General features: G+C 66.6%; 14 protein-coding genes. 10 read left to right on the top strand and 4 right to left on the bottom strand.

Translation table 11 applies throughout. The features are described from left to right. Position 1: 1 nt before the first annotated feature. Both AC13GF_RS12160 and bioA read right to left on the bottom strand, forming a co-directional pair. The gene (locus tag AC13GF_RS12160) at positions 2–739 is read right to left on the bottom strand and encodes a 16S rRNA (uracil(1498)-N(3))-methyltransferase (RefSeq protein ID WP_483004773.1); all 738 of its coding nucleotides are present in this window, start codon (positions 737–739) and stop codon (positions 2–4) included. Beyond that, the gene (gene bioA, locus AC13GF_RS12155) at positions 730–2,121 is read right to left on the bottom strand and encodes an adenosylmethionine--8-amino-7-oxononanoate transaminase (protein WP_483004772.1); all 1,392 of its coding nucleotides are present in this window, start codon (positions 2,119–2,121) and stop codon (positions 730–732) included. The genes AC13GF_RS12160 and bioA overlap by 10 nt, the downstream gene beginning before the upstream one ends. A gap of 77 nt (positions 2,122–2,198) precedes the next feature. Here bioA and nudE point away from each other — a divergent pair, with 77 nt between their 5' ends. The 9 genes from nudE (at position 2,199) to gcvH (ending at position 8,394) form a co-directional block, all read left to right on the top strand. Continuing rightward, on the top strand, positions 2,199–2,762 hold the full coding sequence (nudE, locus tag AC13GF_RS12150) for an ADP compounds hydrolase NudE (protein WP_126929282.1): 564 nt from the start codon (positions 2,199–2,201) through the stop codon (positions 2,760–2,762). After that, positions 2,759–3,562, top strand: a complete 804-nt coding sequence (gene cysQ, locus AC13GF_RS12145; RefSeq protein WP_197598224.1) for a 3'(2'),5'-bisphosphate nucleotidase CysQ — start codon at positions 2,759–2,761, stop codon at positions 3,560–3,562. Before nudE ends, cysQ begins: the two co-directional genes overlap by 4 nt. 13 nt (positions 3,563–3,575) lie before the next feature. Next, a complete protein-coding gene (gene mazG, locus AC13GF_RS12140; protein WP_483004771.1) occupies positions 3,576–4,415 on the top strand; it encodes a nucleoside triphosphate pyrophosphohydrolase in 840 nt (279 codons plus the stop codon). Continuing rightward, the gene (locus AC13GF_RS12135; protein ID WP_126929285.1) at positions 4,412–4,741 is read left to right on the top strand and encodes a YnfA family protein; all 330 of its coding nucleotides are present in this window, start codon (positions 4,412–4,414) and stop codon (positions 4,739–4,741) included. The genes mazG and AC13GF_RS12135 overlap by 4 nt, the downstream gene beginning before the upstream one ends. A gap of 125 nt (positions 4,742–4,866) precedes the next feature. Further along, positions 4,867–5,169: an Mpo1-like protein gene (locus AC13GF_RS12130; protein ID WP_483004770.1), complete on the top strand. Its 303-nt coding sequence runs from the start codon at positions 4,867–4,869 to the stop codon at positions 5,167–5,169. Between the two features lie 66 nt (positions 5,170–5,235). Continuing rightward, complete coding sequence (locus AC13GF_RS12125; protein WP_005410704.1) at positions 5,236–6,195, top strand: SPFH domain-containing protein; 960 nt, start codon at positions 5,236–5,238, stop codon at positions 6,193–6,195. Position 6,196: 1 nt separating this feature from the next. Continuing rightward, on the top strand, positions 6,197–6,637 hold the full coding sequence (locus AC13GF_RS12120; protein WP_126929287.1) for an NfeD family protein: 441 nt from the start codon (positions 6,197–6,199) through the stop codon (positions 6,635–6,637). Between the two features lie 155 nt (positions 6,638–6,792). Continuing rightward, entirely contained in the window at positions 6,793–7,905 is a 1,113-nt protein-coding gene (gene gcvT / locus AC13GF_RS12115) for a glycine cleavage system aminomethyltransferase GcvT (RefSeq protein WP_483004769.1), read from the top strand. Between the two features lie 93 nt (positions 7,906–7,998). After that, positions 7,999–8,394 carry a glycine cleavage system protein GcvH gene (gene gcvH, locus AC13GF_RS12110; RefSeq protein ID WP_010482723.1) on the top strand — a complete coding sequence of 132 codons (396 nt, stop codon included), beginning with the start codon at positions 7,999–8,001 and terminating at the stop codon, positions 8,392–8,394. Positions 8,395–8,686: 292 nt separating this feature from the next. Here gcvH and AC13GF_RS12105 read toward each other — a convergent pair whose 3' ends face one another. Continuing rightward, positions 8,687–9,058 (bottom strand): hypothetical protein, encoded by a 372-nt coding sequence (locus AC13GF_RS12105; protein ID WP_126929289.1) that lies wholly within the window; start codon positions 9,056–9,058, stop codon positions 8,687–8,689. 111 nt (positions 9,059–9,169) lie between these two features. Between AC13GF_RS12105 and AC13GF_RS12100 the strand changes: the two genes are divergently transcribed. Then, the gene (locus AC13GF_RS12100) at positions 9,170–9,700 is read left to right on the top strand and encodes a hypothetical protein (protein WP_483004768.1); all 531 of its coding nucleotides are present in this window, start codon (positions 9,170–9,172) and stop codon (positions 9,698–9,700) included. Between the two features lie 119 nt (positions 9,701–9,819). Here AC13GF_RS12100 and AC13GF_RS12095 read toward each other — a convergent pair whose 3' ends face one another. Then, complete coding sequence (locus tag AC13GF_RS12095) at positions 9,820–10,713, bottom strand: LysR family transcriptional regulator (protein WP_483004767.1); 894 nt, start codon at positions 10,711–10,713, stop codon at positions 9,820–9,822. Positions 10,714–10,755: the final 42 nt, after the last annotated feature.

Genomic DNA, 10,755 nt, shown 5'->3' with positions numbered 1-10,755 from the left:
CTTACCCCAGATCGCCCAGCCGCGCCTGCAATGCTGCAATCGCGGCCAGGCCGGCGGTTTCCGTGCGCAGGATGCGCGGGCCCAGCTGCAGGCCCTGGAAGCCTGCCGCCGCCAGCTGATCCCGGTCGCGCGGCGACCAGCCACCTTCCGGGCCGATCGCGATCACGATGCCGCCTGCCGGCGCGGCCGCCAGCGTCGACAGGCGATGTGCGCCCAGTGGGTCCAGGGTCAGCCGCAGCGTATCGGCCGGCAGTGCCGCCGCGGCCTGCGCCAGCGACAGCGGCGGACCCACCTGCGGAATGCGCGCGCGCCCGGACTGGCCACAGGCGGAGGTCACCACGTTGTTCCAGTGCGCCACCCGCTTCTCGGCCCGTGCCGCATCCAGCTTCACCTCGGTGCGCTCGGCGTTGACCGGAATGATCGCCGCCACGCCCAGTTCGGTGGCCTTCTGCAGGATCAGGTCCATCTTCTCGCCACGCGCGATGCCCTGCAGCAGGGTGATCGCCAGCGGTGATTCATTGTCGATGGCCTGCACGGCGTCGATGCGGACCTGCACCTCGCGCTTGCCGGCTACGGTCAGCGTCGCGCTGTAGTCGTGGCCATCACCATTGAACAGCACGCAGGTATCGCCCTCGCGCAGGCGCATCACCCGTACCAGGTGGTTGGCCGTCTCTTCCGGCAGGGTCACGGTCTGGCCGCTGTGCAGCGCCAGGTCGATGGGGCAGCGGGTCACGCGCATGCAATTGCCTCGTCAATCGCCGCCAGCGTGGTATGTGCCAGCAGCTCCAGTTGTTCGTCATCCACGCAGTAGGGTGGCATCCAGTACAGCACGTCGCCCAGCGGGCGCAGCACCACGCCGCGCTTCAAGGCGGCCCTGTAGGCATGCAGGCCCAGCCGCAATGCCGGGTCGAACGGCGTGCGCTTGTTGCCGTCGCGCGACAGCTCGAACGCCACCACCATGCCGGCCTGGCGCACGTCGGCCACGTGCGGATGGTCGCTGAACGGTGCGGCCAGCGTGCCCATCACCGAGGCGATACCGCGGTTACGGGCGATCACATCGTCGTCGCGGAAGATGTCCAGCGTCGCCAGCGCGGCCGCGCAGGCCAGCGGGTTACCGGTGTAGCTGTGCGAGTGCAGGAACGCACGCTCGCGCGAGTCGTCGAGGAACGCGTCGTACAGGGCCTGCGTCGCCAGCACGGCGGCCAGCGGCAGGAAGCCGCCGGTCAGGCCTTTCGAGAGGCACATCAGGTCTGGCATCACTCCGGCCTGCTCGCAGGCGAACAGGGTGCCGGTGCGGCCGAAACCGGTGGCGATCTCGTCGGCGATCATGAATGCACCGTGCGCATCACACAGTTCGCGCACGCGCTGCAGGTACACCGGGTCATGCATGCGCATGCCGCCCGCGCACTGCAGGCGTGGCTCCAGGATCACCGCACAGATCTCGCCCGGATGCTGGTCGAACAGCGTAGCCAGGCCATCGGCGGCCTGGCGTGCGCGATCCGCTGCGCTCTGGCCGGGCTCGGCCAGGTAAGCGTCGGGCGACGGCGCGAACAGCCCTTCGGCCAGCAGCGGCGCGTAGACACGGCGATACAGCGGGATGTCACCCAGCGCCAGCGCGCCCAGGGTCTCGCCGTGGTAGCCGTTCTCCAGTGCGATGAAACGCGTGCGCCGCGGTTCCCCGCGGTTCTGGAAATACTGGAAGGCCATCTTCAGCGCCACTTCCACGCCGGCGGAGCCGTTGTCGGCGTAGAACACCTTGGCCAGCGGTTCGCGGCCAGGCTGGCGCGGGGCCAGCGCCAGCAGGCGTTCGGCCAGGGTGATGGCTGGCTCATGGCCGAAGCCGGCCAGCATCACCTGTTCCAGCTGCGTGGCCTGGGCGGCGATGGCGCCACCGATGCGCGGTTCGGCATGGCCGAACAGGTTGGTCCACCAGCTGCTGACCGCATCCAGATAGCGGTTGCCGTCGTGGTCGATCAGCCAGGCACCTTCGCCGCGGGCGATCGGCACCAGCGGCAGGGTGTCCGGGTGTTCACGCATCTGCGTGCACGGGTGCCACAGCACCTGCAGGTCGCGTTGCCGCCAGTGCTGGGCCAGCGGGGAGGGGGTTGGGTCTGCTAGCATTTCGGGCTCATGAACATGTTGCTGCCTGCACATTCTATCGGCCCCGGCGCAGGCGCCGGCCGCCGCGGAGATTCCGCATGAACGATGACCGTGCCGGCCGTCGCTTGCCGATCATCCATCGGATCACCGATGAGGAGAACGGTCCCTTCCAGCGCCAGCATCTGGACCTGGAGTTCTCCAACGGCGAACGCCGCCGCTTCGAGCGGCTGGTCAGCCGTGGCCATGGTGCGGTGGTAGTGGTGCCGATGCTCGACGACGAGACCGTGCTGCTGGTACGTGAATACGCTGCCGGCATGCACCGCTACGAACTGGGGCTGGTCAAGGGCCGGATCGATGCCGGCGAGACCCCCGAGCAGGCCGCGGACCGCGAACTGAAGGAAGAGGCCGGTTATGGCGCGCGCCAGGTGGACGTGCTGCGCGCGATGACCCTGGCCCCGACCTACATGAGCCACCAGTCGTGGCTGGTGGTGGCGCGCGACCTGTACCCGGAAAAGCTGGCCGGCGACGAGCCGGAAGAACTGGAAGTCATCCCGTGGAAGCTGGCCGAGTTGGACCAGCTGATGCTGCGTGAGGACTTCTCCGAGGGACGCTCGCTGGCGGCGCTGTTCATCGCCCGCCAGTGGCTGCAGGGATTGCGATGATCAAACTGACCACGGACCTGCGCGAGACTGCCATCGCCATCGCCCAGGAAGCCGGACAGGCCATCATGCAGGTCTATGCCGATGGCTTCGACGTGCAGATCAAGGACGACAACAGCCCGGTCACCAGTGCCGACCTGGCAGCCAACCAGGTCATCGAGCAGGGCCTGCAGCAGCTGACCCCGGATCTGCCGATCCTGTCCGAGGAATCGGCGCAGGTGGGCTGGGAGCAGCGCCGCCACTGGGGTGCCTACTGGCTGGTCGACCCGCTCGACGGCACCCGCGAGTTCGTCAAGCGCAACGGCGAATTCAGCGTCAACATCGCGCTGATCTACCAGGGCGCACCGGCCTTCGGCGTGGTGCTGGCCCCGGTGACCGGCATCGTCTGGCATGCCATGCGTGGCGAGCTGGCCTATCGCCGGCAGGGCCTGCACGACACCGTGCTGCGCACCCGCACGCCGGCCACCGCACCGTTGCGGGTTGCGGCCAGCCGCTCGCACCGCTCAGCGGAAACCGAGGCGCTGCTGGCGAGGATGGGCCGCATCGAGACCATCGCGCAGGGCTCGTCACTGAAATTCTGCCGGATCGCCGAAGGTGGCCTGGATGTCTATCCGCGGCTTGGCCCGACCTCCGAATGGGATACCGCCGCCGGCCAGTGCGTGCTGCACGCCGCCGGCGGTGCGGTACTGTCGGCAGCGACCGGCAAGCCGTTCCGCTACAACCGCCGCGAGACCCTGTTGAACGGCGATTTCATTGCCCTTGGTGATACCAGCCTGCCGTGGCGCGACTGGTTGTCCGATTGACCCTGGAGGCCGCATGAGCGCGCATGACACCCCCACCGCCGGCAGTGCAGCCAGCAACGAACTGGAGCGCCTGCTGGCGATCATGGCGCGCCTGCGCGATCCGCAGGGTGGCTGCCCCTGGGACCTGGAACAGAACTTCGCGACCATCGCGCCGTACACCATCGAGGAGGCCTATGAGGTGGCCGATGCGATCGACCGTGGCGATCTTGACGATCTCTGTGACGAGCTCGGCGATCTGCTGCTGCAGGTGGTGTTCCATGCACGCATGGCCGAGGAGCAGGGCGCCTTCGCCTTCGCCGAGGTCGCACGCGCGATCAGCGACAAGATGCAGCGCCGTCACCCGCACGTGTTCGCCGACGTCAGCGTTGACGATGCCGACGGCGTGACGCGCAACTGGGACGCGATCAAGCGTGCCGAGCGTGCCGCAAAGGGCGAGCAGGACACCTCCGCACTGGCCGGTATCTCGCGTGGCCTGCCCGAATGGCAGCGGGCGGTGAAGCTGCAGTCGCGTGCGGCCAAGGTCGGCTTTGACTGGCCTGGCCCGTTGCCGGTGCTGGACAAGGCGGCCGAGGAACTGCAGGAGCTGCGCGAGGAGTTCGAGCGCGGCGATATCGCCGGCAACAAGGCGCGCCTGCAGGAAGAACTGGGCGACCTGCTGTTCGTCTGCGCCAACCTGGCGCGTCACGCCGACATCGATCTGGGTGCGGCGCTGCGCGGGGCCAACCACAAGTTCGAACGCCGCTTCCGCGCGATGGAAGCGCAGGCCGACGCGCAGGGTGGGGCGCTGGCTGCGATGGGCCTGGATGCACAGGAAGCGCTGTGGCAGCACGCCAAGGCGGCGGAGAAGGCGTGAAGACACTCGGCCTGTTCCTGCTGACGGCGTTGGCCGAGATCGTCGGCTGCTACCTGCCGTGGTTGTGGCTGCGCAAGGGCGGCAGCATCTGGTTGCTGCTGCCGGCGGCGGCCAGCCTGGCCCTGTTCGCCTGGCTGCTGACCCTGCACCCGACCGCCAGTGGCCGGGTCTACGCGGCCTACGGTGGCGTCTATATCGGCACTGCGCTGTTCTGGCTGTGGCTGGTTGATGGCATCCGCCCCAGCCGCTGGGACCTGTTCGGCGCCGCGCTGTGCCTGGCCGGCATGGCGGTGATCATGTTCGGCCCGCGCACGCCCCCGGTGTAGCGTCGAGCCAGGCTCGACTGTACAAGGGCAACGGCGCCGGGCCAGCAGTGCCGTGTCGAAATCGACCCGCTATCGAAGCCGCGAAGGCGCATGATGGCAGTGACCACGGCCCCCGGAGCATGTGCATGTCCCGCTTCGCCAGCTTCCGCGAGTTCTATTCGTTCTACCTCAGCGAGCACCGCCACCCGGTATCGCGCCGGCTGCACTTCATCGGCAGCTGCGGCGTGCTGTTGCTGGTCGCGGCAGCGATCCTGCGTGGGCAGCCGGTGCTGCTGCTGGCTGCCCTGTTCTGCGGTTACAGCTTCGCCTGGGTTGGCCATTTCTTCTTCGAGAAGAATCGCCCGGCCACCTTCCAGCACCCGCTGTACTCGTTCATGGGCGACTGGGTGATGTTCGCCGACATCCTGCGCGGGCGCGTGCCCTGGTAGCTCCGCTGTGAATGCGGCCTTCACGCGCTATGCTGGGGCCTGGACGTCATAGATAAGGAAAGCAAGATGTTCCCGACCATGTTCTTTACCGTGGTACTGGCCTTCGTGGCCGTGGTGATCCTGTTCAAGGCGGTACGGATGGTGCCCCAGGGCTACGAGTGGACCGTCGAGCGCTTCGGGCGCTACACGCACACCATGACCCCCGGGCTGCATTTCCTGATCCCGATCGTGTACGGGGTGGGGCGCAAGGTGAACATGATGGAGCAGGTGCTGGACGTGCCCAGCCAGGAAGTGATCACCAAGGACAACGCCGCCGTGCGCGTGGACGGCGTGGTGTTCTTCCAGGTACTGGATGCCGCCAAGGCCGCCTATGAGGTGGCCAACCTGGAAGTGGCGATGATCGCCCTGGTGCAGACCAACATCCGTACCGTGATCGGTTCGATGGACCTGGATGAGTCGCTCAGCCAGCGCGAGGTGATCAATGCCCAGCTGCTGAGCGTGGTCGACCATGCCACCAATCCCTGGGGCGTGAAGGTCAACCGCATCGAGATCCGCGACATCCAGCCGCCGCGCGATCTGCTGGACGCGATGGCACGGCAGATGAAGGCCGAGCGAGAAAAGCGCGCGCAGATCCTCGAGGCAGAGGGTTCACGCCAGTCGGAGATCCTGCGCGCCGATGGCGAAAAGCAGGCCACGGTGCTGGAGGCCGAAGGCCGCCGCGAAGCTGCGTTCCGCGATGCCGAGGCGCGCGAGCGCCTGGCCGAGGCCGAAGCGATGGCGACCAAGGTGGTGTCGGCGGCGATTGCCGAGGGCGACGTGCAGGCGATCAACTACTTTGTTGCGCAGAAGTACGTGGAAGCGTTCAAGGAGCTGGCCAGTTCGCCGAACCAGAAGCTGGTGCTGATGCCGATGGAGGCCAGTGGCGTGATCGGTTCGATCGCGGGCGTGGCCGAACTGGCGAAGCAGGCGCTGGCCAGCCAGGACAACAAGGCCGCCGGCAAGCGGCCGCCGCCGCTCGGAGGCTGACATGCGCTGGGAAGTCGTCGGTTGGGGCGCGCTGGCGCTGCTGCTGTTCGCGGCCGAAGCGCTGGCGCCGGGTGCGTTCATGCTGTGGATCGGCATTGGCGCGGCGGCGGTATTCGTACTGGTTGCGGTGTTCAGTGACATTCCGCTGTTGTGGCAGGTGATCGCTTTCGTCCTGCTGAGTGTGGTCTCGATCCAGTGCTACCGGCGCTGGGGGCGGCCGCGGGCACGACCCAGCGATGCGCCGTTGCTCAACCGCCGTGCCGAGCAGTTGGTCGGCCGGGAGGTGGTACTGCAGCAGGGCATCGTCGGTGGCCAGGGACGGGTCAGCATTGACGATGCGTCCTGGCAGGTCAGCGGCCCGGAGTTGCCTGCAGGTACGTGGGTGCGGGTGCGCAGCGTGCAGGGCACGGTGCTGGTGGTCGAGGCCATGGCCCAGGGCTGAGGCTGCGGTGGTTTGGCCGCGTCCGCGGGTCGTCAAGGCCAGCGGGCGCGGTCGCATGAGGTGTGCTTGCAGATGGCCGCTGCGCTGCGGCACGCCTGCGGGCGACCGATCTGGGATAATGGGGATTCTTGTTTCCTCTGCTGCCGGACCCGGTCATGACCCAGAAGACGCTGCTCAACGATACCCACCGCGCCCTCGGCGCCAAGATGGTCGATTTCGGGGGTTGGGACATGCCCATCCACTACGGCTCGCAGCTCGACGAGCACCACCTGGTGCGCCGCGAGTCCGGTGTGTTCGACGTCAGCCACATGACCGTGGTCGACCTGCGCGGTGACCAGGTCAAGCCGTTCCTGCGCCGCCTGCTGGCCAACTCGGTCGACAAGCTGAAGGTGACCGGCAAGGCGCTGTACTCGTGCATGCTGAACCCGCGCGGCGGCGTCATCGACGACCTGATCGTCTACTACCTGGGCGACGACTTCTTCCGCATGGTGGTCAATGCCTCCACCCGCGAGAAGGACCTGGCCTGGCTGCGCGAGCAGGCTGCGCCGTTCGGCGTCACTGTCGAGCAGCGCCCGGACCTGGCCATCCTCGCCGTGCAGGGACCGCAGGCGCGCGACATCGTGATCGGCCTGGCCCGCGAAGTCGACCGTGCAGCGTTGACCAAGCTGGGTCGCTTCGCCGCCCTGCAGGTGCAGTCCGATGACGGCGTCGAGCTGTTCGTCGCCCGCACCGGCTACACCGGTGAAGATGGTTTCGAGATCCTGCTGCCGCAGGACGCCGTGGTCGCGTTCTGGAACCGCCTGCTGGCGGCGGGCGTGAAGCCGGCCGGTCTCGGCGCACGCGACACGCTGCGCCTGGAAGCCGGCATGAACCTGTATGGCCAGGACATGGACGAAGAGATCAGCCCGTACGAAGCGGCGCTGGCCTGGACAGTGTCGCTGGACGAAGGCCGCGACTTCATCGGCCGCGACGTGCTGGAAGCGCAGAAGGCCGCCGGCACCGCACGCCAGATGATCGGCCTGGTGATGGACGAGAAGGGCGTGCTGCGCCACGGCCAGGCGGTGACCACCGCGGGCGGCCAGGGTGAGATCCTGTCCGGCACCTTCTCGCCGACCCTGGCCAAGGGCATCGCCTTTGCCCGCGTACCGGCCGGTGAACTCGGCGAGGTCACCGTCGACATCCGCGGCCGGCAGGTGCCGGTGCGCGTGGTCAAGTTCCCGTTCGTGCGCGAAGGCCAGGCCCAGCCCGGCGTGCTCGCCGACGCCTGATCCGAAACTGCCGATCGTCACTGACAGCAGTGGCGGCCGGTTGGTTACACTAGCCCCGTTTTTTCCACCCCTGCATATCTCTGGAGCAGTCCCATGAGCGAGATCCCCGGCGACCTCAAGTTCCTCAAGTCCCATGAGTGGGCCCGTGTCGAAGGCAATGGCCGTGTCACCGTCGGTATTTCCGACCACGCCCAGGGCCTGCTGGGTGACCTGGTCTACGTCGAACTGCCGGAAGTCGGCGCCGACGCAAAGGCTGGCGAGCAGATCGCCGTTGTCGAGTCGGTGAAGGCCGCCTCGGACGTCTACAGCCCGATCAGCGGCAAGGTCGTCGAGGTCAACTCGGCGCTGTCCGACAAGCCGGAAACCATCAATGAAGATGCCTACGGCGAAGGCTGGATGTTCGTGGTCGAACTGACCAACGCCGAAGAGCTCAACGAACTGCTGGATCCGGACGCGTATGCCGAAGCCCTGGAAAACGACGACCACTGAGTCGTCACTTCCGGGTTCTGGAACGGCCACCTTCGGGTGGCCGTTTTTGTTTTGGCGAGTGCGTCGGACTCATGACGGCGGGTTCGCTCTGCACCCTCGGCGTGGCATCAGCCGACAGACGAACGGTGCCGATCGGCGTGCGCAGTTTTGCGCAAATCCGCGTTTCGGCCCCGCGCCGAAGCGATCAGATGTGAAAACTTTTCGCCCCCCGTTGCGGCCCCGTTGTGCTGGCGTTGGCGACGGTGCCGGTGACCATCGGTGATGCACGTGCGCTGTTGTCCGGAACATGTGCCTATCTGCGCAGAGTGCTTATTTCAAGTGTTTTTTGTTCAGAGAGTGCATCGACGTCGTCGCATGCGACGCGCGTGCGCGCCGCTTCAATGGTCGTTGCAGGACGCGCACGGCGGTGGCGCGGGCGGCGTCCGGAATGGCGCGGATGTGAAAATTTTTCGCGGGGGTTGTTGACAGTAAAAAAAACCGTGATTAGGTTTCGCCTCAGCAGACCTTGCCTGCCCAACCGAGTGCGCAGAATCAATCGTCCGATGCGAAGCAGCCCCTTCAAGACCACCGCGACCCTGATGACGGTGGACATGGCCCCGCTTCCCCCGGAGAAATGCAAGGCAACTCCCGTTCCGATGTCCGCTCCGCCGATCGAGGCGGGCATTGCCGCATCCGTAACGGCGCGCCTGACGCGCCGGCGGTCCCCGCACGCAGCATCCGCGGGTTTGATCCACCTGGGCGTTTCAACTCCCTATCACTGACGAGGAGCCATCCCATGGCAACCAAGAAAGCTGCGAAGAAGAAGCCCGCCGCCAAGAAAGCGGTGAAGAAGGTCGCGAAGAAGGCCGCTGCCAAGAAGGCAGTGAAGAAGGTCGCGAAGAAGGCGACCGCCAAGAAGGCAGTGAAGAAGGCTGCGAAGAAGGTCGCCAAGAAGACCACTGCGAAGAAGGCAGTGAAGAAGGCGGCGAAGAAGGTAGCCAAGAAGTCCACTGCCAAGAAGGCCGTCAAGAAGACCGCGAAGAAGGCCGTCAAGAAGGTAGCCAAGAAGGCCACCAAGAAGACTGCCAAGAAGGCAACGGCCCGCAAGCCGGCCAAGAAGGTCGCGAAGAAGGCGACTGCCAAGAAGGCCGTCAAGAAGACCGCCAAGAAGGCAGTAAAGAAGGCAGTAAAGAAGACCGCGAAGAAGGCCACCAAGAAGGCTGCCCCGAAGAAGGCAGCGAAGAAGGTTGCCAAGCGCAAGCCGGCCGCCCGCAAGAAGAAGGCCGCTCCGGTCGCTCTGCCGGCAACCCCGGCGCCGCTGATCTAAGTACTTCCCGATAGCCGCATCCTGAAACCCCCTTCCCTGGCTGCCCAGCGGGGAGGGGGTTTTTTTATGGACCGCTTGTAGGGTCGAGTCATGCCCGACTGCTTTTCTGACGGTCGATGCTAGCGGTGCGGCGCCGGTGGAAAGCGCTCCACCAGGAAGTCCAGGAAGCTGCGCAGGCGGGTCGAGTGGTAGCGATCGTGGGCGTAGACCACGTGCATGGGCCGACCGGTCTGGCCATGCTCCGGGAACAGCTGCACCAGGCGTCCGGCGTCGACGTCGGCAGCCAGCAGCAGTGCCGACTGCAGCACGATGCCCAGCCCATGTAGCGCCGCCGTACGCAGCGCTTCTCCGTTGTTGATCTGCAGCCGGCCGTCGGGCACACGCTCGAGCCCGCCAGCATCGGCCTGCAGCCACTGTGCGAGTGCGCTCGGTTCGAAGGACAGGCATTGATGCAGGGCGAGGTCGCGCAGGCTGCGTGGCGTGCCATGCCTGGCCAGGTACGCCGGCGATGCGCACATCATCAGGCGATACGGTGCCAGTGCACGCGCCACCAGCATGCTGCTGTCGGCCAGCGTGCCGATGCGCAGGGCCGCTTCGAAGCCCTCCTCGGCGAGGTCGACCACGCGGTCGGTCAGCGTGGCTTCGACCCGGACATCCGGATGGCGCGCCATATATTCGGCCAGTGCCGGTACCAGCGCATGCGTGCCGAAGATCACCGGCGCACTGATGCGCAGCGTGCCCGCCGGTGCCAGCTGCTGGTGCTGCGCCTGCGCGTCGGTTTCTTCCACCAGCCGCAGGATCTCGCGGCAGCGGGTGTAGTAGTCCTCGCCGAAGGGCGTCATGTGCTGGCGCCGGGTGGTACGGCTCAACAGCTGCATCCCCAGCCGTGCTTCCAGCGCACGCAGGTGCTTGCCGGCCATCGTCGCCGAGATATCCATTGCTGCCGCCGCAGCGCTGAGGCTGCCCTTGTCCACGATCAGCACGTAGACCTGCATGCTCTCCAGCAGGTTCATCTGACACCCCGGGTGTTGAATGCTGAAACCTGCGCGGAGTTT

The organism is Stenotrophomonas sp. 22LJNL06-5-1, from assembly GCF_056861455.1.
Note: the sequence above shows the minus strand (reverse complement) of the source record. Positions and strands in the feature narration are given on the sequence as shown.

What these genes read in the sequence shown, in the direction of transcription:
- AC13GF_RS12160 (WP_483004773.1), bottom strand. Translation starts at nt 739, where the DNA reads ATGCGCGTGACCCGCTGCCCCATCGACCTGGCGCTGCACAGCGGCCAG.
- bioA (WP_483004772.1), bottom strand. Translation starts at nt 2,121, where the DNA reads ATGCTAGCAGACCCAACCCCCTCCCCGCTGGCCCAGCACTGGCGGCAA.
- nudE (WP_126929282.1), top strand. Translation starts at nt 2,199, where the DNA reads ATGAACGATGACCGTGCCGGCCGTCGCTTGCCGATCATCCATCGGATC.
- cysQ (WP_197598224.1), top strand. Translation starts at nt 2,759, where the DNA reads ATGATCAAACTGACCACGGACCTGCGCGAGACTGCCATCGCCATCGCC.
- mazG (WP_483004771.1), top strand. Translation starts at nt 3,576, where the DNA reads ATGAGCGCGCATGACACCCCCACCGCCGGCAGTGCAGCCAGCAACGAA.
- AC13GF_RS12130 (WP_483004770.1), top strand. Translation starts at nt 4,867, where the DNA reads ATGTCCCGCTTCGCCAGCTTCCGCGAGTTCTATTCGTTCTACCTCAGC.
- AC13GF_RS12125 (WP_005410704.1), top strand. Translation starts at nt 5,236, where the DNA reads ATGTTCCCGACCATGTTCTTTACCGTGGTACTGGCCTTCGTGGCCGTG.
- AC13GF_RS12120 (WP_126929287.1), top strand. Translation starts at nt 6,197, where the DNA reads ATGCGCTGGGAAGTCGTCGGTTGGGGCGCGCTGGCGCTGCTGCTGTTC.
- gcvT (WP_483004769.1), top strand. Translation starts at nt 6,793, where the DNA reads ATGACCCAGAAGACGCTGCTCAACGATACCCACCGCGCCCTCGGCGCC.
- gcvH (WP_010482723.1), top strand. Translation starts at nt 7,999, where the DNA reads ATGAGCGAGATCCCCGGCGACCTCAAGTTCCTCAAGTCCCATGAGTGG.
- AC13GF_RS12105 (WP_126929289.1), bottom strand. Translation starts at nt 9,058, where the DNA reads ATGCCCGCCTCGATCGGCGGAGCGGACATCGGAACGGGAGTTGCCTTG.
- AC13GF_RS12100 (WP_483004768.1), top strand. Translation starts at nt 9,170, where the DNA reads ATGGCAACCAAGAAAGCTGCGAAGAAGAAGCCCGCCGCCAAGAAAGCG.
- AC13GF_RS12095 (WP_483004767.1), bottom strand. Translation starts at nt 10,713, where the DNA reads ATGAACCTGCTGGAGAGCATGCAGGTCTACGTGCTGATCGTGGACAAG.